This window comes from Streptomyces sp. NPDC056628 (genome assembly GCF_042792555.1).
Classification (GTDB): Bacteria; Actinomycetota; Actinomycetes; order Streptomycetales; family Streptomycetaceae; genus Streptomyces.
The window spans coordinates 1-18,573 of record NZ_JBHTWG010000029.1 but is presented as its reverse complement, the minus strand read 5'-3'; the positions used below and the strand labels follow the sequence as shown (position 1 = coordinate 18,573).

Below are 18,573 nucleotides of genomic sequence, written 5' to 3'. Positions count from 1 at the left end.
CGCAGGATGAGCATGGCCGTGGTCGGCATGATCGCCGGCATGGCACTGGCCTTCGCCGGATACTTCGGCGGATTCGGCGCCTTTTTGCTGGTTGCGGCCCTGGGCGCCGTAGGGTTCGCCGTCGGGCGGTTCCTTGAGGGGGACGGGGAGTTCGGCGACTTCCTCCGCCACCGCGACGAACGGCGCCGGTGACGGCCGTGAGCGGTGGGGCGGCGGAGGTCCGCAGCCCCCCGGCCCAGATCGCGCCCGCGGAGAGCGGGTCCCTCCGGATCGCCGACCGGGTCGTCGCGAAGATCGCCTCGCAGTGCGCCCGGGAGGCGGTCGGGCCGCCGCCCGGGGGTGCCGAACGCCCCTACGCCGACGTCGTCGTCGCGCACGACACCGTCCGGGCCCGGGTCCACGTCGAGCTCGACCACCCCACCGACATCGGCGCGCGCTGCGCGGCCGTGCGTCGCCATGTCACCGAACGGGTAAGCGCGTTGGTGGGCATGGAGGTGACGGAGGTCGCCGTGCACGTCGAGCGGCTGCACCCGGCGTCCGTACGGGACGCGGCACAGGGGAGGACGCGATGAGCGAGTCCCGGGGACCGGAGGGCGCCACCGAGCGGCTGCCGGTCCTGGAGAAGACGACGGGCTCGGGCGACTACGGCCAGTCGTCGTCGGCGGCCGACCACCGGCCCCCGCCCCCGGCCGGCCGCGCGGGTCGCTTCTGGTCGGCCCGCCGGGTCCCCGCCGCGCTCACCGCGCTGGTGCTGATCGTCGGCGCCGGCTTCCTGCTGTACGACGTCGTCTCCGTGCGGGCCGGACGGCCCGCCATGCGGTGGCGCCGCGAACTCGCCGACCAGCTGGCCCACCGCCCCCTCGACGACACCTGGGCGCTCGTCGGCGCCGGGCTGGTCGCCGTCCTCGGCCTGTGGCTGCTCGTCCTCGCGCTCACCCCGGGCCTGCGCCGGGTCCTGCCGATGCGGCGCACCCACACCGACGTCCGCGCCGGGCTGCACCGCGACCTCGCCGCGCTGGTCCTGCGCGACCGGGCGATGAAGGTCCCGGGCGTCCAGTCGGTGCGGGTCCGCATGCGCCGTGCGAAGGCCGACGTGCGGGCCGTCTCGCACTTCCGCGACCTGGACGACGTACGCGCCGAGCTGGACGCCACGCTCGCCGAGACCGTGCGGGGGCTCGGGCTGTCCCGGCGGCCCGCCCTGTCCGTGCGCGTCCGGCGACCCGGACGGAAGGGGTGAGGGCCGTGCTCAGGGCCGTGAACCGGGTGTTCGTCGGGCTCGTCGGACTGGTGCTGCTCGTGGTCGGCGGCTCCGTGTTCGCCGTGGGGCTGGGGGCGCCCGCGCCCTCCTGGTGGATCCACGACGACCGGCACGACGTACTGCTCAGCGACGCCGAGCGGACCCGCCTGCGGGACGACGGCTGGTGGTGGCCGACCGTCATCGCCGTCCTCGTGGTGCTGGTCCTGCTCGCCCTGTGGTGGCTGACCGCGAACCTGCGCAGGCGCCCCCTCACCGAGGTCCTCGTCGACACCGGCGACGGCGAGGGCGCGCTGCTGCGGGGCCGCGCCCTGGCGGACGCCCTCGCGAACGAGACCGCCGTCCAGGAGGGCGTGCATCGTGCCCGCGTCCAGCTGGGGGGCAGACGCACCGCGCCCGAGACCCGGGTACGGCTGCTGCTGGAGCCGCACGTGGACCCCGGGACGGCGCTCGACGAGTTCACCGACGGGGCCCTGGCGCACGCCCGCACCTCGGCGGGGCTGGCCTCCCTGCCCGCGGAGGTCCGCATCAAGGGCGTCAGGCACGGTGCGGAACGGGTCAGTTGACGACCCGTTCCGCACGCCCGCTCAGAACCCGCGCCGCATCCCGCCGTCCACCGGCAGCATGACGCCCGTCAGATAGGACGCGGCCGGGGACAGCAGGAACGCCGCCGCCCGCCCGAACTCCTCCGGGCGGCCGTAGCGGCGCAGCGGGATGCGCGACTCGTTCGCCGCGCGGGTCGCCTCCGGGTCGGCGGACAGCGCGTCCAGCTCCCGCACCCGGTCGGTGTCGATCCGGGCCGGCAGCAGCCCCACCACGCGGATGCCGCGCGGCCCCAGCTCGTCCGCGAGGGACTTGGCGAAGCCGGCGAGGCCCGGCCGCAGCCCGTTGGAGATGGTCAGCCCCGGGATCGGCTCGTGCACCGAGCCCGACAGCACGAACCCGATGACCCCGCCCTCGCCCAGCTCGGCCGCCGCCACGCGCGCCAGCCGGACCGCGCCCAGGAACACCGACTCGAACGCGGCCCGCCACTGCTCGTCCGTGATGTCCGCGACGAACCCGGCCGGCGGGCCGCCGACGCTCACGAGGACGCCGTCGAAGCGGCCGAACGCCTCGCGCGCGGCGGCGACGAGCCGTCCCGGGGCCTCGGCGTCGGCGTTGTCGACGGCCACCCCGACGGCGTCCGGCCCCAGTTCGGCGGCGGCCGCGGCGACCCGCTCCTCGTCCCGGCCGGTCAGGACGACCTTCGCCCCGTCGGCCACCAGCTCCCGTGCCGTCGCGTTGCCCAGGCCGCGCGTGGCACCCGTGACGACGTACACCCGGTCCTTCAATCCAAGATCCATGGTCCCTATCCTGCCCCGCCGTCCCCGGACAGGGCGAGGGCGGTGTTCACCAGGCCGATGTGGCTGAAGGCCTGCGGGAAGTTGCCCAGCTGGTGCCCGGCGACCGGATCGTACTCCTCGGCCAGCAGGCCCACGTCGTTGGCGAGGCCCACCAGCCGGTCGAACAGCTCGCGCGCCTCCTTGGTGCGGCCCGCCATGTGCAGCGCCTCCGCCAGCCAGAACGAGCAGGCGAGGAACGTTCCCTCGTCGCCGGGCAGCCCGTCGACGGACCGCCCCTCGGTGCTGTAGCGGCGCAGCAGCCCTTCATGGCTGAGTTCGGCGCGGATCGCGTCGATCGTGCCGATGACCCGCGGGTCGTCCGGTGGCAGGAACCCGACGCGCGGGATGAGCAGCACGGCGGCGTCCAGCTCCCTGGAGCCGTAGGACTGGGTGAAGGTGTTGCGTTCGGCGTCGTAGCCCCGCTCGCACACCTCCCGGTGCACCTCGTCGCGGAAGGCACGCCAGCCCTCCAGGTCGCCGCGGAGCTGCGGGTCGTGCTCCAGGGCGCGCACCGCCCGGTCCGCGGCCACCCACACCATCACCTTGGAGTGCACGAAGTGCCGGCGGCCGCCCCGCACCTCCCACAGCCCCTCGTCGGGCTGCCGCCAGTGCGCACGCAGCCACTCCATCAGGGCCACCTGGATCGCCCACGTGTGCGGCTCGGTGGGCAGTCCCGCCTCACGGGCCAGCGCGAGTGTGTCCATGACCTCGCCGTACACGTCGAGCTGGAGCTGGTTGACCGCCTCGTTGCCGATGCGTACGGGCGCGGAGCCGCGGAAGCCGGACAGCCAGGGCACCTCGAACTCGGGCAGCCGCCGCTCACCCGCCAGGCCGTACATGATCTGCAGGTCGGCCGGGTCGCCGGCGACGGCGCGCAGCAGCCAGTCCCGCCACGCCTCGGCCTCCTCCCGGTAGCCCGCCGACAGGACCACGTTCAGGGTGAGGGTGGAGTCGCGCAGCCAGCAGTAGCGGTAGTCCCAGTTGCGCACCCCGCCCATCTCCTCGGGCAGCGAGGTGGTGGCGGCGGCGACGATCCCGCCGGTGGGCCGGTACGTGAGGGCCTTCAGCGTGATCAGGGAGCGGACCACGGCCTCCCGGTAGGGGCCGTCGTAGTGGCACTGCCGCACCCAGGCGCGCCAGTCCCGGACACTGGCCTCCAGCGCCTCGTACGGGTCGATGAGCGCAGGCCGCGGCCGGTGCGAGGGGTGCCAGGTCAGGACGAACGCGACCTTCTCCCCCTCCTCGACGGTGAACTCCGCGTGCGTGCCGAAGTTCTCGCCCCAGGTGTGCACCGGGGGTTCGCTGCGCAGCCACGTCGAGTCCGGGCCGGCTACGGCCACGCGGTGCCCGTGGGACTCGCGCACCCAGGGCGTCACGGCGCCGTAGTCGAAACGCAGCCGCAAGGTGCTGTGCACGGTGACCCGGCCGCGCAGGCCCTCGACGATGCGCACGAGGTCGGGCGCCTCGTCGCGCTGGGGCATCAGATCGGTGACCCGGATCGCGCCCTCGGCGGTCTCCCACTCGGTGTCCAGCACCAGGGTGTCCTGGCGGTAGGCGCGCCGGGTGCAGGGCCCGTCGACGCCCTTCGGGGCGATCCGCCAGTGGCCGTTGTCCTCGTCGCCGAGCAGTTTGGCGAAGCAGGCGGCCGAGTCGAAGCGGGGCAGACACAGCCAGTCGACCGAACCGTCCCTGCCGACCAGGGCTGCCGTCTGCTCGTCGCCGATCACGGCGTAGTCCTCGATGCGGGGGTGCACGCAAGTGCGGATTCCCCGGGGGTCACACCGCCAATCAGACGGGAGCCCCCGGTGTGACCGGTGCCACAACCGCCGTCAGGCCGTGGGTGCCGCCGCGACCGGCTCGGCCTCGGCCGGCTCCGACGCGCCCGCCACCCGTTCCCGGGCCTCGCGGCGGGCCAGGATGAACCAGCCCAGCGGGACGCCCGCGGCGAACAGCCACCACTGCAGGGCGTACGCGTAGTTCAGCGCGGCGTTCTCGTCGCCGGGCGGGCCGATCGGCTCCGGGCGGTCGCCCCTGGGCGCGGGCGCCGTCTGCACGACGTAGCCGCCGAGCACCCGGGCGTCCAGGCGCTGTGCCTCCTGCTCGCTGCTGATCAGCATGACCTGGCGGTCGGGCAGGCCCTTGAGGTCCTTGATGCCGCTGGCCTCGGTCGTCTCGTCCGGCATCAGCCGGCCCGAGACGGTGGTCCGGCCGCCAGGCGGCGCGGGGATCTTCGGGAAGGCCGTCTGGCTGGGGCCGTCGGCCGGGATCCAGCCGCGGTTGACCAGCAGCACCCTGCCGTCGGTCAGCACGAACGGGGTCAGGACGTGGAAGCCGACCTTGTCGTCGGAGTTGACGCGCCGCCGGACGACCACCTCGTGGTCGGCGTCGAAGCGGCCCACGGCGATCACGGTGCGGTAGCGCTGCCCGGTGGTGACGGAGTGCCCCGGTGACGTCAGCCGCTCCACCGGCACCGGCTTCGCGTCGAGGGCGGCGGCGACCAGGTCGTTGCGGGCGCTGCGCTCCTCGTAGCGGTGCATCTGCCAGAAGCCCAGCCTGATCATCGTGGGGATGAGGAGCAGGGCGACCAGCGTGAGGATCACCCACTGCCGGGACAACAGGAAGCGGTACACCCCACGACCGTACAACTCGGTCGAGGGGTGCTTTCACGCGGGTACCGGGTCACACCTTGCCGACGACGCCCGCCTTTCCCTCCGCGCGGGCGCGGTGGGCGCCGCGGTACCACTGCCCGTCGACTCGATGTGCCCTTCCGTCGAAGCCGTGCTCGTGGGCGAGACGCTGAGAGTGGCTTGAGAGAGGGGTGTCGGATCCTCCGGTCCTTACTGAGGACCCGGACGAGGTCCTTGAACTGATGGACTTGCGTCGACCACTACGCCAGTCAGGTAGGACACCTGGCCGGCTCGGTGCCGTCGGCTTGCAAGTGACTTTTCGGCGGCTGACCATGCCGCTTATGACATGTTGTGAAGTGTGCGGGAATGACTACGAGCTGGCGTTCACCGTGGAGACCAAAGACGGGGCGCGTCACGTGTTCGACTGCTTCTCCTGTGCGATCCATCGCATGGCCCCGATCTGCGAGCACTGCCGGGTGCAGATCGTCGGGCAGGGCGTCGAGGCCGACGGCCAGTTCTTCTGTGGGGCTCACTGCGCCCGCGAGGAGGGGAAGGTGGGCATTGTCGACAAGGTTGGTTCCCTGGCCTAGCAGGCGGCCCCTCCCCCCCCGGGAGGGGCCGCTTCGCCGTTTCAGGCCGTGTGGAACACCGGCTCGACCCCTTGGCGCCGCCCCAAGTGAAGTGCTTGCCGGTGGCAATGTTGATCATGGTCTCGTCGGCCAGCCACCCTAGGACCAGGCCTCTCGCGTGAGGCCGGCCCTTCTAGGTGGGTGGGGTCGAAGTTCTGTCCTGAGAGGGTCGCCCCCGCCACGGCCGGGGCGAGAGGGCGCCGGGCGAGGCGCGCGTCAATCACCCGTCCGTACGGTCACCCCTCCGTGGCCGGTTCCACGTCCTCCAGGAGTTGACCGAACGCCGCCTCGTCCACCACCGGCGTCCCGTACTGCCGGGCCTTGAGCACCTTCGAGGTGCCCGAGTCCGGGTCGTTCGTGACGAGCAGGCTGGTCAGCCGGGACAGGCTCGTCGACACGTGGAGCCCGGCCTCGGCCGCCCGGTCCTCCAGCAGATCGCGCTCGGTCGACGTGTCCCCGGAGAAGGCGACCCGCATCCCCTGCTTCAGCCGCCCGCCCTCCGCGTAGCGCCCCGGGTTCGGGTAGGGGCAGGCGGGCCGCTTGCGGGACGGGCGCCAGCTCGTCGGGCGGTAGCCGCCGGCCCCGCCCGGCTGCCGGCCGATCCGGGGCACCGCCGTGTCCCGCCACTCCGTCAGCGGCAGGCACTCCTGCAGCGGCAGCCGTACGCTGCCCGCCGCCGCGGCCCGCAGGCTCGGCCGGAACGCCTCCGCCAGCACTCGCGCGTCGTCCAGCGCGTGGTGCGCCCGCCGCTGTACGACGCCGAAGTGCGCGGCGAGCGTCGCCAGCTTGTGGTTGGGCAGGGGCAGGCCCAGCTCCTTGGACAGCGCGATGGTGCACAGCCGCTGCCGCACCGGCGCCTGCCGCTCGGCGCGCGCGTACTCCCGCGCGATCATCTGCCAGTCGAAGACGGCGTTGTGCGCGACGAGCACCCGACCGTCCAGCCGGGCCGCGAACTCCTCGGCTATGTCCGCGAAGAGAGGGGCGCCCTCCAGGGCCTCGCTCGTCAGACCGTGGATCCAGACGGGCCCCGGGTCCCGCTCCGGATTGACCAGCGTGTACCAGTGGTCCTCGACCTCGCCGAGCGCGTCCAGCCGGTAGACGGCGGCGGAGATGATGCGGTCGTCCCGGGCGAGGCCGGTGGTCTCCACGTCAACGACCGCGTATCCCTGCGGATACGCGGCCGGCCACGCAGTCGGGGAGGACGCTGTGGTCGTCGGGTCTTCGAGCATGGTCACTGAGGATACGGGCCGGGACTGACAGCCCCGGCCCTCAGGTGCCCCGCCCCGCCCGTCTGTTCGGCCCCGGCGAACAGACGGGCGCCAACCGGACGGCGGGCACGGGGTGTTGGCCCGCCCCGGCCACCCGCCGGCCGGCTCTGGAGCGTCGATACGTCCCTGATGTCCCGGGCGGTGCGATCCTCCCCCTATGACCGAACCGAAGCGCGACCAGGTCCACCGGGATGGTCTGGGGGAGCGGTTGAACTGGCTGCGCGCGGCCGTCCTCGGCGCCAACGACGGCATCGTGTCGACCGCCGGGCTCGTCGTCGGCGTGGCCGGCGCGACCGACGCCCGCCCCGCCCTGCTCACGGCGGGCCTGGCCGGACTGCTCGCCGGATCGATGTCGATGGCGGCGGGGGAGTACGTGTCGGTCTCCACCCAGCGCGACTCGGAGCGGGCCGCGCTGGCCGAGGAGCGGCGCGAGCTGAAAGAGCGTCCGCGGGCCGAACTGGAGGCGCTGGCGGACCTCCTGCGGCGCCGGGGACTGTCACGCCAGGTGGCCCGCGAGGCGGCGGTCCAGCTGACCGAACGGGACGCCCTGCGGGCACACGCGCGCGTGGCGCTCGGCATCGACCCGGACGCGCTGACCAACCCCTGGCACGCGGCGTGGGCGAGCTTCCTGGCGTTCACGGCCGGCGCGCTGCTACCGCTGCTGGCGATGGTGCTGCCCCCGGCCGACACCCGACTGGCCGTCACCGTCGCCTCCGTCCTGACCGCCCTCGCCCTGACCGGCTGGAGCAGCGCCCGCCTGGGGGCCGCCGCCCCCGCCCGGGCCGTCCTGCGCAACATGGCGGGCGGCGCCCTGGCGATGGGCGTCACCTATGCGGCGGGCAGCGCGCTGGAGGTGGCGGGGGTGTAGGCGAGGCGGGCACGGCGTGTTCGGGGTGCACGCTCTCCCCGAAGCGCGCCGACCACCGGCCGGGACGTACGGTGAGAAGCGCGCCCGCCCACCCCCGGGCGCACGACATCCCCGGGCGCCCGCCCACCCCGGGCGCACGGACGCCCCCGCGAGAAGGACCCTCGTCATGCGAGCCACCACGATCCACGCCCCCTTCGACATACGGGTCCAGGACGTGCCCGACGCCGCCGTGCGGCAGCCCACGGACGCCGTGGTCCGGGTGCTGCGCGCCTGCATCTGCGGCAGCGACCTGTGGGCCTACCGGGGCGAGTCGCCCCGCCGGCCCGGGCAGCGCATCGGCCACGAGTTCCTCGGCCTCGTCGAGGAGACCGGCTCCGAGGTGAGCGGGCTGCGGCGCGGCGACCTCGTCGTCGCCCCCTTCATGTGGTCCGACGGCGTCTGCGACTACTGCCGCGAGGGCCTGACCACCTCCTGCGTGCAGGGTGGCTTCTGGGGCTCCGTCGGCTCCGACGGAGGCCAGGGCGAGGCCGTCCGGGTGCCGTTCGCCGACGCCACCCTCGTCCGGCTGCCCGGGGACGCGGCCTCCGACGACCACCTGCTCTCCGCGCTGCTGACCCTCTCCGACGTCCTCGGCACCGGCCACCACGCCGCCCTCGGCGCGGGCGCCCGGCCGGGTGCCACGGTCGCCGTCGTCGGCGACGGCGCCGTCGGGCTCTGCGCCGTCCTCGCCGCCCGGCGGCTCGGCGCCGAACGGATCATCGCCCTCGGCCGGCACCCGGACCGCACCGACATCGCCCGCCGCTTCGGCGCCACCGACATCGTCGCCGAGCGCGGCGAGGCGGCGGTCGAGGCCGTCCGCGAACTCACCCGCGGCCAGGGCGCGCACTCCGTCGTCGAGGCCGTCGGCACTGAGCAGTCCATGCGGACGGCGGTCGGCGTCACCCGGGACGGCGGAGCCATCGGATTCGTCGGGGTGCCGCACGGCAGCGGCACCGGCCTCGACCTCGGCGTCCTGTTCGACGGCAACATCGCGCTGCGCGGCGGTGTCGCACCGGTGCGCACCTACATCCCGGAGCTGCTGCCCGACGTGCTGGACGGCACGATCGACCCGTCCCCCGTCTTCGACCGGACCGTCGGCCTGGAGGAGGTCCCGGACGGCTACCGGGCGATGGACGAGCGCACCGCCCTCAAGGTCATGATCACGCCCTGACGCCTCACCAGCGGATCGGGACCGGAAGCGCCGTCAGCAGCCCCGACAGCGCGACCACCCCGGCCAGCGCGACGACCTCGGCACGCGCGGGCGTGCACGCCGTCAGCGGATCGGCGGCCCGGCGCAGCCGGACGCGGGCCCACAGCGCCAGCCCGGCGACGACGAGCATGAGGATCACCTTCGCCAGCAGGGCCCGCCCGTACGCCGTCCCGGTCAGCTGCGTCAGGATCGTCTCCGGCGGCATCCGGCGCAGCGAACTGCACACCCCGGTGGCCGTCAGGGCGGCGAGCAGCGCCGCCGCCACGCGCGCGTACAGCCCGAGCAGGGCCGCGCCCGCCTCCCCGGCACCCCGGCCGCGCAGCGCCCGCAGGACGTACAGCAGTCCGCCCACCCACAGCGACGCGCACGTCAGATGGACCAGTGTCAGCGCGGAGCCGAGCAACGGGTCGTACTCGGTGGTCGGGTGGGCACGCAGCGCCTCGGCGACGACCAGCGCGGCCAGCGGCCACACCTGGGTGCCGGGCCGGCGCGACAGCGCGCACAGCCCGGCCACCACGAACGCGTTGACCTCCAGCAGCGCGAGCTTGCCGTCGCGCGTGGCGTAGAGCCCGCCCACGTCGAGGTCGGCGGGGCCGTGCGGCACCAGATTGCCCGTGGAGACGACCGAGGCCAGCCCGAGGGCCGCGACGAAACCCACGGCGGCGGCGTACGGCGCCCAACTGCGCGGCAGGGCCGGCGGAGCCCCCGGCACCGACCGCGCCAGCCGCCGTACGAACACCTCGCCCAGCGGGACGCACAGCGCCGCGAACAGCACCGCGCGCAGCAGCCCGATCCCGGCCGTGCCGGGCGCGGCGGCCTCCCCGGTGCCGTGCAGCGCGGCGGACGGCCCGAGCAGCGGGACGCACGCGGCGGCGGCGACCAGGGCCAGTACGGCGACGGCCCGGCCCACGCCGGGGCGGGACCCGGCCTCGCTGCCCTTGGGTGTACCGGTCGAGGACTTCGTCAACGTCACCTCAGGATCTTCACAAAGCATCGCAGAGGCGCACAAGTGCCGGAAAAGAACTGGCGGAAGAGCATTCCGCCGGTCCGTCCCAGGCCCCTCAGAGCCAGCTGGCCGGATCGGCGCCCCACGCCCCCGGAGGCCGCGCCCAGTCGCGCGGACCGCCCTCGAAGGAGACCGGCGGCAGGGCGTACCGCAGCCGGCCCAGTGCGCTGTCCCGCTCGGCGAGCCAGTCGTCCGGGGCCTCGTACACCGCGTCCCCGGCCGGGCCCGGACCGACCTCACGGGTCAGCCAGTGCGCCGTACGCGCCAGGGACAGGCTCAGAAGGGAGCCGTGCCCGTCCTCGCCCCGGTCGGTCAGCGCCCGCAGCACGGCCGCCGCCAGCAGATAGCCCGTGCCGTGGTCCAGGGCCTGCGCCGGCAGGGCGCCCGGCCGCTCGGCCGACCCCTCGGTCACCGCGATCCCGGTGGCGGCCTGCACGAGGCTGTCGAACCCGCGCCGTCCGCCCCAGGGGCCGTAGGCGCCCCAGGCCGACAGTTCCGCCACCACCAGTCCGGGCCGGCGCTCGGCCAGCGCTCGCGCCGACAGCCCGAGCCGGTCCAGGGCGCCCGGCCGGTACCCGGTGACCACCACGTCCGCCGCCGCCAGCAATGCCTCGAGGCCGCGCCGGTCCACCGCCGCGTCCAGCAGCGCCGAGCGCTTGCCGAAGCCCGTGTCGGTGTGCTGGTCGGCCAGTTCGGGAAGCCGCGGCGCGTCCACGCGCAGGACGTCGGCGCCGAGCAGCGCGAGCGTGCGGGTGGCGACCGGCCCCGCGATGACCCGCGTCAGGTCCAGGACCCGCACCCCGGTGGCCGGCAGCAGGGGAGTGCCGTCGAGCGGCGGGAGCGCACGCGCGCGTGCCGGGGCCGTCCGCTCCCGTCCGACCAGCGGGCGCCGGGCCACCTCCGCCGCCTGCTCGTGCGCCGCCCACTGCGCGGGGGTGCGCAGCGCCACCGCGAGACCGCCGGCGGCGTACACGGCGTCCTCCACCTCGCACGCGGGCCGCTCGGCGACGGCCGCGGCGACGGCGTCCGGGTCCTCCCGGGACACGCCCAGCGCGGCCTGCAGAGCGGCCCGGTGGTGCGGATAGTTCGCGTGGGTGCGCACCCAGCCGTCGGCGGCCGGCCAGAACCGGGACAGCGGCGCGAACCAGACCGGCGCGCGCCCGTCGACCAGCAGATGCCGTTCGCTGACGAACGCCGTGGCGATCGCCCCGTCGTCCAGCCGTACCGCGGGCACCCCGGCGAGACCGGCCCGCCGGGCGCCCGCCTCCGCGGCGGCCAGGGCACACGCACCCACACAGGCGCGCGCCGCCTCCCGTACGGGAAGGCGCGCGGCGAGCGCGCCCTCCCGCACCACGGCCGACACCCGTTCGAGCAGGGCGGGGTCGCCGCCCACCGCCGACCAGGCGGATTCCAGTGCGGTCATGACCGCACTATGCGCCACAAGGCTCAGTCGACGGCGTCCAGGGCGTCGACGATGCCGGCTCCGTAGAAGCCGTTGAGCCGCTTGCCGCCCTCGCACCGCGCGTCCTGCGTGCCGTCGCCGTTCTGGTCGTACGACGCCGGGCAGCCCGGGTTGTCCGCCTGGGCCTTCAGCAGGGCCGTCAGCTGGGCCGGAGTCGCCTTCGGGTAGCGGGACTTCAGCAGCGCGGCGACGCCCGCGGTGTGCGGGGAGGCCATCGACGTGCCCTGGAGGAAGCCGTAGCCGCCGTCCGGCAGCGTGGACAGGATGCGCCCGTTCTTCGACGGGGTGTCCGGCACCTGGTAGCGGCCGTCACCGCCGGGCGCGGCCACGTCCACGACGCGGTGACCGTAGGAGGAGTAGTACGACTTGAGGTTCTGCACGCCGGTCGCGCTGACCGTCACGACACCCGGCAGCTGCGTCGGGATGTCGAGGCACACCGACGGGTCGACGGTGCGCGGCCCCGGGGTCGTGTCGTTGGGGCTGGAGGTGTCCACGATGGCGTCCGAGGCCAGGTCGTGGTTGCTGTTGCCCGCCGAGGCGACGTGCAGGGTGCCCTTGCGCTGCGCGTACAGCTGGGCGCGGTTGACCGCGTCCACGATGGCCTTCTGGTCGGGGTCGGTCTGGCAGTTGTACATCCACGGGTCGACGTAGTAGCTGTTGTTCGTGATCTCCACGCCGTGGTCGGCGGCGAACACGAAGGCGCAGACGACGTTCTCCGGGTAGAACAGCCCGCTGGCCGGATCGCTCACCTTGATGCCGGCCACCTTGACGCCGGGCGCGACGCCGGCGACGCCGACACCGTTGCGGGCCGCGGCGATCTCACCGGCCACATGGGTGCCGTGGTAGTCCCCGCTCGTGTACGGCCGCCAGGCTCCCGCGCTGGTGTCCGACTTGCCGCCGACGCAGTTGGCCGACTGGGAGGCGGAGAAGTTCGGGGCGAGGTCCGGGTGGGTGTCGTCGACGCCGGTGTCGATCACGGCGACGGTCACCTTGCGGCTGCCCGGGTTGATCAGCGCGGCCTTGTCGGCGCCGATCGCCCGCAGGTCCCACTGGTCCGCCTCCAGTGGCTCCGGGGTGCCCTCCGTGCTGCCCGTGGTCGTCTTGGCGGCGCCGGCGATCTTCGCGGCCTGCTGCTTCGTCAGGGGCTCGACGGGCCCCTCGTCCGTCGTGCCGGCGGCGGTCAGCGGCGCCGTACGGGTCGCTCCCGCGGACTGCACACCGCGCACCGCCCGTATCGTGCGGGCGAATTCGGGGTTCGCCGAGTGGACGACGATGACGCCGATCCGCTCGTACGCGATGACCACGGTGCCGCCGGCCGCCTGGATCGCCTTCTTCACGGACTCGATCGTGCGGTTGTCCGTCCTGGTGTTGACGACGTACGCCAGGGAGGACGAGTCCGCGGCCTGCGCGGAGGGCTCCGCGAGCGGGGCCGCGGACGACGCCGTCGGCAGGAAGCCGAGCGTGGCGGTCAGCGAGAGGACCAGCGGGACCGCGAGGCCGAGACGGCGTCTGGACCGCAGAGGAGTCATGGGATCTCCACATCATCCGGAACGGAACGGCCCGGGACGTGGATGACGCCCGGGCAGGTACATGACGAGTGGTGCAGCCCGAAGCTATCCCCGAACTCCCTGACCAGCAATCGGGACGGGGCATCTTCGGAAAGAAGCAGCGGGAGTTGAACCGGTCCTCACGCGGCGCCGTGACCTTGGGCAGGAGGCACGAGCCCGGTCGTGCCCCCTTTTGGATCACTCGCCCTGGCCCTACCATCGCCAGCCGGTCATGTGATCCATGTCACTGCGAAAGACAGAGCCGTCATGTCCGTACCCACCCCGCCCCCGACCCCCGAGCCGCCCCCGACCCCCGAACCGTCCCCGTCCACCGCCGCACCAGCGCCCGCAACGCGAGGAGACTCCGTGGCCACCGACGCACCGCCCCCCTCGAAAGAGACACACCGGCTCCCCACGACCGAGGAGTTCAGCGAGGTGCAGGCGAGCGCGGAGTTCGCCGAACTGCGCCGCTCCCACCGCTCCTTCGCCTTTCCGCTGACCGTCGCCTTCATCGTCTGGTACCTGCTGTACGTCCTGCTGTCCAACTACGCGGGCGGCTTCATGGGCACCAAGCTGGTCGGCAACATCAACATCGCATTCGTCTTCGGAATCGCCCAGTTCGTCACCACGTTCCTCATCGCCTGGTGGTATGCGCGGCACGCGAACGCCAAGCTCGACCCCAAGGCCGAGGCCATCAAGACACGTATGGAGGGCGGCGCATGAGCCCCGCGATGACCCTCGCGGCCAACGAGGCCAGCGAGCACCGGTCGCTGATCATCACCCTGTTCGCGCTCTTCGTGGTCGCGACCCTCTTCATCACCGTCTGGGCCGGCCGCCAGACCAAGGACGCCGCCGACTTCTACGCCGGCGGCCGGTCGTTCAGCGCCTTCCAGAACGGCCTCGCCGTCTCCGGCGACTACATGTCCGCCGCGTCCTTCCTCGGCATCGCCGGCGCCATCGCGATCTTCGGCTACGACGGCTTCCTGTACTCCATCGGCTTCCTGGTCGCCTGGCTGGTCGCGCTGCTCCTGGTGGCCGAGCCGCTCAGGAACTCCGGCCGCTACACGATGGGTGACGTGCTCGCGTACCGGATGCGCCAGCGGCCCGTCCGCACCGCCGCCGGCACCTCCACGATCGTCGTGTCGATCTTCTACCTGCTGGCGCAGATGGCCGGCGCCGGCGTGCTGGTCTCCCTGCTGCTCGGCATCACCTCCGACGCGGGCAAGATCCTCATCGTCGGCCTCGTCGGCGTGCTGATGATCGTCTACGTCTCCATCGGCGGCATGAAGGGCACGACCTGGGTCCAGATGATCAAGGCCGTCCTGCTCATCGGCGGCACCATCCTGATCACCTTCCTGGTGCTGCTGAAGTTCAACTTCAACATCTCCGACCTGCTCGGCAAGGCCGCCGACAACAGCGGCAAGGGCGCCGCCTTCCTGGAGCCCGGCCTGCAGTACGGCGCGACAGGCACCTCCAAGCTGGACTTCATCTCCCTGGGCATCGCCCTGGTCCTCGGCACCGCCGGTCTGCCGCACATCCTGATCCGCTTCTACACGGTGCCCAACGCCAAGGCCGCCCGTAAGTCCGTGAACTGGGCCATCGGCATCATCGGCGTCTTCTACCTGATGACCATCGCCCTCGGCTTCGGCGCCGCCGCGCTGATCTCCCAGGACGAGATCATCGCCTCCAACCCGTCCGGCAACACGGCGGCCCCGCTGCTCGCGCTGCATCTGGGCGGCGTCGACTCGACCTGGGGCGCCATCCTGCTCGCCACCATCTCGGCGGTCGCCTTCGCGACGATCCTCGCCGTCGTCGCCGGCCTCACCCTGGCGTCGTCCTCGTCGTTCGCGCACGACATCTACGCGAACGTCATCAAGAAGGGCACCGCCACGGAGAAGGAGGAGGTCCGGGCCGCCCGCCTGGCCACCATCGGCATCGGCGCCGTCTCCATCCTGCTCGGCGCCCTCGCCCGCGACCTCAACGTCGCCGGCCTGGTCGCCCTGGCCTTCGCGGTCGCGGCCTCCGCCAACCTGCCGACGATCCTCTACAGCCTCTTCTGGAAGAGGTTCACCACCCAGGGCGCCCTGTGGTCGATCTACGGCGGCCTGATCGTCGCCGTCGGCCTGGTGCTGTTCTCACCCGTCGTCTCCGGCGACCCCAAGGCGATGTTCCCGGACGTCGACTTCGCCTGGTTCCCGCTGAAGAACCCGGGCATCATCTCCATCCCGTTCGGCTTCCTGATGGGCTGGCTCGGCACGGTCCTCTCCAAGGAGGAACCGGACGCCGGCAAGTACGCGGAACTGGAGGTCCGCTCCCTGACGGGCACGGGCGCCCACTGACCCCGTTCTCCCCGGCGGCCACGTCGCGTGATGCGCGACGTGGCCGTTCGGTGTGCCGGGGACGGGATGGGCTTGCCCACGCCCTCCCCGAACCGCCCTACGACCGATAGACGCCCCGATCCGGCCCCTCCGTCGTACATCCCTACCAGCAGCCCCGTCCCACGTCGTTCGATCGGACCCGTGTCACTGTCCGTGCGGTCACGTAGGCTCGCAGGTGACGTACGTCGAGAACTGGTCATGACCAGGAGGGGGCCCACGTGCTCATCGACACCTACGGCCGGGTGGCCACCGACCTGAGGGTCTCGCTGACCGACCGCTGCAATCTGAGGTGCACGTACTGCATGCCCGAGGAGGGCCTGCAGTGGCTCGCCAAGCCCGATCTGCTCACCGACGACGAGATCGTGCGGCTCATCGACATCGCCGTCACCTCCCTCGGCATCGAGGAGGTCCGCTTCACCGGCGGTGAGCCCCTGCTGCGGCCCGGGCTGGTCGGCATCGTCGAGCGGGTCGCCGCCCTCGACGCCCGCCCCCGGATGTCCCTGACGACGAACGGCATCGGCCTCAAGCGCACGGCCCCCGCCCTGAAGGCCGCCGGCCTGGACCGGGTCAACGTCTCCCTCGACACCCTGCGCCCCGACGTCTTCAAGACCCTCACCCGCCGCGACCGCCACAAGGACGTCCTGGAGGGCCTGTACGCCGCCCGCGAGGCCGGCCTCACCCCGGTCAAGGTCAACTCCGTGCTGATGCCGGGCCTGAACGACGACGAGGCCCCCGACCTCCTGGCCTGGGCCGTCGAGCACGACTACGAGCTGCGCTTCATCGAGCAGATGCCCCTGGACGCCCAGCACGGCTGGAAGCGCGACGGCATGGTCACCGCCGGGGACATCCTCACCTCCCTGCGCACCCGCTTCGAGCTGACCGAGGAGGGTGCGGAGAAGCGCGGCTCGGCCCCGGCGGAGCGGTGGATCGTGGACGGCGGCCCGCATGTCGTCGGTGTGATCGCCTCCGTCACCCGCCCCTTCTGCTCGGCCTGCGACCGCACCCGCCTCACCGCCGACGGCCAGGTCCGCACCTGCCTCTTCGCCCGCGAGGAGACCGATCTGCGCGCGGCCCTGCGCTCCGGGGCGCCGGACGAGGAGATCGCCCGGATCTGGCGGCTGGCGATGTGGGGCAAGAAGGCGGGCGCGGGCCTCGACGACCCGTCGTTCGTGCAGCCGGACCGGCCGATGTCCGCCATCGGGGGATAGAGCCCGGCCCGGTGAGGCGCGGCGCCGGGAGCGCGCTCAGGCCTCCCGCGCCTCCCACTCCTCCATCAGCACGACGTCCTTCAGGAACCCTCGCACCCCGAGGAACTGCGACAGATGCTCGCGATGCTCCTCGCACGCCAGCCACGTCTTGCGCCGCTCCGGCGTGTGGATCTTCGGGTTGTTCCACGCCAGGACCCAGACGGCGTCGGCACGGCAGCCCTTGGCGGAACAGACAGGGGTCTCGGGGGTCTCGTCACTCACGATTTTCGTCTCACAGATTTGCGCACAAAAAGGCGACGCCGAGCAGCCACGGGGGGAGCTGCCCGGCGTCGGTCCGTCGCTCCGACGGGGGATGCGGAGCGCCTACGAAGTATGTCACGGGTAACCCGCCGCCCGGCACCTGAACAACAGTATCGATCTGAGGTTTTACTGAGGTTGGCGCAGCCCGGACTTCCGGAGTGCAACGCTCCGGGACGTCACGCCCGGTCGCGCGGTTCGCTTTGTCCGCCGGGCCCCGCGGTGCCCGCCACATCTTCCGGAGACGGCTCCGTGAAACCGTCATTCGTCCGCGACGGATCGATCATGGGGCGCGTCGGCGTGGCCACGAAGGTCGACGGGAGCGACGGCGCGTTCTCCCGCCCCGCGTTGGCGATCACCACGGCGATGTACGGCAGGACCAGGCCGAGCACCAACGCCACGACGGCGACGTGCCGTTCGACGTTCCACAGCGTGGCCGCCAGGATCACCGACAGGGTGCGGATCGACATGGAGATGACATAGCGTCGTTGGCGACCGCGTACGTCCTCCTGAAGACCGGTCCGCGCTCCGGTGATCCGGAACACCTCGACGTTGCCGCCCGCACGCAGCTTCCGCATCAGATTCCACCATCCGCCCGCATCGGACCCTCCCCCTGCTCCCACCCGTCCACCGCCGGTCGGGGGGCCGGACCGGGACAAGTCCCACCGTACGCCTCACCTGCGCCGCCTACGAGACCGGGTCTCCCGGTGCCGACCGCACGGCCTCCGTCCTCACACGTACGGCCGTGCCCGGCATGCGGCGTACCCCGACCGGTCCAAGACTGGCCGTACCGCTCCACCCGAGCCGTACAAGGAGGCAGTCATGGGCTGGTTGTGGGCGATCATCGTGGGATTCGTGCTGGGCCTGCTGGCCAAGGCGCTGATCCCGGGCAAGCAGCACAGCCCGCTCTGGCTGACCACGATCTTCGGCATCCTCGGCGCGATCGTCGGCAACGCCGTGGCCAGGGCGTTCGGTGTCGAGGCGACCCGCGGCATCGACTGGATCCGGCACCTCTTCCAGATCGTCGCCGCCGTGATCATCGTGTACGTGGGCGACATGCTCTACATGGCGACGCTGGGCAAACGCAAGGAACGGGCCTAGGGCGTGTTTCGAAAGTAGCGTCGTCCGCCCGAAGGGCGGGGTCCGCGGCGTCTGGTGCGGTGCATCGCAAGGCGGGGGGTCGTCCGCGTACTGGGCGTACGCGGACGATCCCGACAACGCGGCGAGGCGCCGTACCAGGCGTCGCGGACCAGACGGGCCTTTCGAAACACGCCCTAGTAGGACTCCGTTAGGTCTGTCTCACGATCTTGGCCTTGAAGGTGACCTGCTGGGCAGGGCTTGGTGGCAGGTGGTGCAGATGCCGGTCCAGCACCTCAGGACGTCCTGGAGGGCGTCGA

20 protein-coding genes are annotated in these 18,573 nt (G+C 72.8%); 11 read left to right on the top strand and 9 right to left on the bottom strand.

Annotation, left to right across the window (positions count from 1 at the left end):
- Positions 1-6 precede the first annotated feature (6 nt).
- From ACFRAC_RS27670 to amaP, 4 genes are read left to right on the top strand one after another with little or no spacing between them, the layout of a single operon-like run.
- Positions 7-192, top strand: a complete 186-nt coding sequence (locus ACFRAC_RS27670; protein WP_361343415.1) for a hypothetical protein — start codon at positions 7-9, stop codon at positions 190-192.
- Complete coding sequence (locus ACFRAC_RS27665; RefSeq protein ID WP_382932133.1) at positions 189-572, top strand: Asp23/Gls24 family envelope stress response protein; 384 nt, start codon at positions 189-191, stop codon at positions 570-572. Before ACFRAC_RS27670 ends, ACFRAC_RS27665 begins: the two co-directional genes overlap by 4 nt.
- Positions 569-1,237: a DUF6286 domain-containing protein gene (locus ACFRAC_RS27660; protein ID WP_382932130.1), complete on the top strand. Its 669-nt coding sequence runs from the start codon at positions 569-571 to the stop codon at positions 1,235-1,237. Before ACFRAC_RS27665 ends, ACFRAC_RS27660 begins: the two co-directional genes overlap by 4 nt.
- On the top strand, positions 1,234-1,821 hold the full coding sequence (gene amaP / locus ACFRAC_RS27655; RefSeq protein WP_382932125.1) for an alkaline shock response membrane anchor protein AmaP: 588 nt from the start codon (positions 1,234-1,236) through the stop codon (positions 1,819-1,821). The genes ACFRAC_RS27660 and amaP overlap by 4 nt, the downstream gene beginning before the upstream one ends.
- Before the next feature lie 21 nt (positions 1,822-1,842).
- Here the strand turns inward: amaP and ACFRAC_RS27650 are convergent, their stop codons facing one another.
- The 3 genes from ACFRAC_RS27650 to ACFRAC_RS27640 form a co-directional block, all read right to left on the bottom strand.
- The gene (locus tag ACFRAC_RS27650) at positions 1,843-2,598 is read right to left on the bottom strand and encodes an SDR family oxidoreductase (RefSeq protein ID WP_382932122.1); all 756 of its coding nucleotides are present in this window, start codon (positions 2,596-2,598) and stop codon (positions 1,843-1,845) included.
- Positions 2,599-2,603: 5 nt separating this feature from the next.
- Positions 2,604-4,391: a glycoside hydrolase family 15 protein gene (locus tag ACFRAC_RS27645; protein ID WP_382932118.1), complete on the bottom strand. Its 1,788-nt coding sequence runs from the start codon at positions 4,389-4,391 to the stop codon at positions 2,604-2,606.
- A 75-nt stretch (positions 4,392-4,466) separates the two neighbouring features.
- A complete protein-coding gene (locus ACFRAC_RS27640; RefSeq protein ID WP_382932115.1) occupies positions 4,467-5,267 on the bottom strand; it encodes an SURF1 family protein in 801 nt (266 codons plus the stop codon).
- A gap of 338 nt (positions 5,268-5,605) precedes the next feature.
- Between ACFRAC_RS27640 and ACFRAC_RS27635 the strand changes: the two genes are divergently transcribed.
- On the top strand, positions 5,606-5,854 hold the full coding sequence (locus ACFRAC_RS27635) for a hypothetical protein (RefSeq protein WP_382932112.1): 249 nt from the start codon (positions 5,606-5,608) through the stop codon (positions 5,852-5,854).
- A 275-nt stretch (positions 5,855-6,129) separates the two neighbouring features.
- Here ACFRAC_RS27635 and ACFRAC_RS27630 read toward each other — a convergent pair whose 3' ends face one another.
- Positions 6,130-7,122, bottom strand: coding sequence for a DEDDh family exonuclease (locus tag ACFRAC_RS27630; protein ID WP_382932107.1), 993 nt, complete (start codon positions 7,120-7,122; stop codon positions 6,130-6,132).
- Positions 7,123-7,318: 196 nt separating this feature from the next.
- On the opposite strand from ACFRAC_RS27630, the gene ACFRAC_RS27625 reads away from it, so the two are divergent.
- Positions 7,319-8,029 carry a VIT family protein gene (locus tag ACFRAC_RS27625; protein WP_382932102.1) on the top strand — a complete coding sequence of 237 codons (711 nt, stop codon included), beginning with the start codon at positions 7,319-7,321 and terminating at the stop codon, positions 8,027-8,029.
- Positions 8,030-8,195: 166 nt separating this feature from the next.
- A complete protein-coding gene (locus ACFRAC_RS27620) occupies positions 8,196-9,239 on the top strand; it encodes a zinc-dependent alcohol dehydrogenase family protein (protein ID WP_382932097.1) in 1,044 nt (347 codons plus the stop codon).
- A gap of 4 nt (positions 9,240-9,243) precedes the next feature.
- On the opposite strand, the gene ACFRAC_RS27615 is transcribed toward ACFRAC_RS27620, so the two are convergent.
- From ACFRAC_RS27615 to ACFRAC_RS27605, 3 genes are all read right to left on the bottom strand, one after another.
- Positions 9,244-10,272 (bottom strand): CopD family protein, encoded by a 1,029-nt coding sequence (locus ACFRAC_RS27615; protein WP_382932094.1) that lies wholly within the window; start codon positions 10,270-10,272, stop codon positions 9,244-9,246.
- A 67-nt stretch (positions 10,273-10,339) separates the two neighbouring features.
- Positions 10,340-11,707, bottom strand: coding sequence for a CoA transferase (locus ACFRAC_RS27610; protein ID WP_382932090.1), 1,368 nt, complete (start codon positions 11,705-11,707; stop codon positions 10,340-10,342).
- Between the two features lie 23 nt (positions 11,708-11,730).
- Positions 11,731-13,275 (bottom strand): S8 family serine peptidase, encoded by a 1,545-nt coding sequence (locus ACFRAC_RS27605; protein WP_382932088.1) that lies wholly within the window; start codon positions 13,273-13,275, stop codon positions 11,731-11,733.
- Between the two features lie 384 nt (positions 13,276-13,659).
- Here ACFRAC_RS27605 and ACFRAC_RS27600 point away from each other — a divergent pair, with 384 nt between their 5' ends.
- The 3 genes from ACFRAC_RS27600 (at position 13,660) to moaA (ending at position 16,879) form a co-directional block, all read left to right on the top strand.
- Positions 13,660-14,016: a DUF485 domain-containing protein gene (locus ACFRAC_RS27600; protein ID WP_382932085.1), complete on the top strand. Its 357-nt coding sequence runs from the start codon at positions 13,660-13,662 to the stop codon at positions 14,014-14,016.
- Complete coding sequence (locus ACFRAC_RS27595) at positions 14,013-15,632, top strand: cation acetate symporter (RefSeq protein ID WP_382932081.1); 1,620 nt, start codon at positions 14,013-14,015, stop codon at positions 15,630-15,632. Before ACFRAC_RS27600 ends, ACFRAC_RS27595 begins: the two co-directional genes overlap by 4 nt.
- Positions 15,633-15,889: 257 nt before the next feature.
- Positions 15,890-16,879, top strand: a complete 990-nt coding sequence (gene moaA / locus ACFRAC_RS27590; RefSeq protein ID WP_382932076.1) for a GTP 3',8-cyclase MoaA — start codon at positions 15,890-15,892, stop codon at positions 16,877-16,879.
- A gap of 36 nt (positions 16,880-16,915) precedes the next feature.
- Here the strand turns inward: moaA and ACFRAC_RS27585 are convergent, their stop codons facing one another.
- Together ACFRAC_RS27585 and ACFRAC_RS27580 are read right to left on the bottom strand one after the other, a co-directional pair.
- A complete protein-coding gene (locus tag ACFRAC_RS27585) occupies positions 16,916-17,140 on the bottom strand; it encodes a hypothetical protein (RefSeq protein WP_382932070.1) in 225 nt (74 codons plus the stop codon).
- Between the two features lie 215 nt (positions 17,141-17,355).
- Entirely contained in the window at positions 17,356-17,754 is a 399-nt protein-coding gene (locus ACFRAC_RS27580; RefSeq protein WP_382932066.1) for a DUF3099 domain-containing protein, read from the bottom strand.
- A 244-nt stretch (positions 17,755-17,998) separates the two neighbouring features.
- On the opposite strand from ACFRAC_RS27580, the gene ACFRAC_RS27575 reads away from it, so the two are divergent.
- Positions 17,999-18,277, top strand: coding sequence for a GlsB/YeaQ/YmgE family stress response membrane protein (locus ACFRAC_RS27575; RefSeq protein WP_382932063.1), 279 nt, complete (start codon positions 17,999-18,001; stop codon positions 18,275-18,277).
- Positions 18,278-18,573 lie beyond the last annotated feature (296 nt).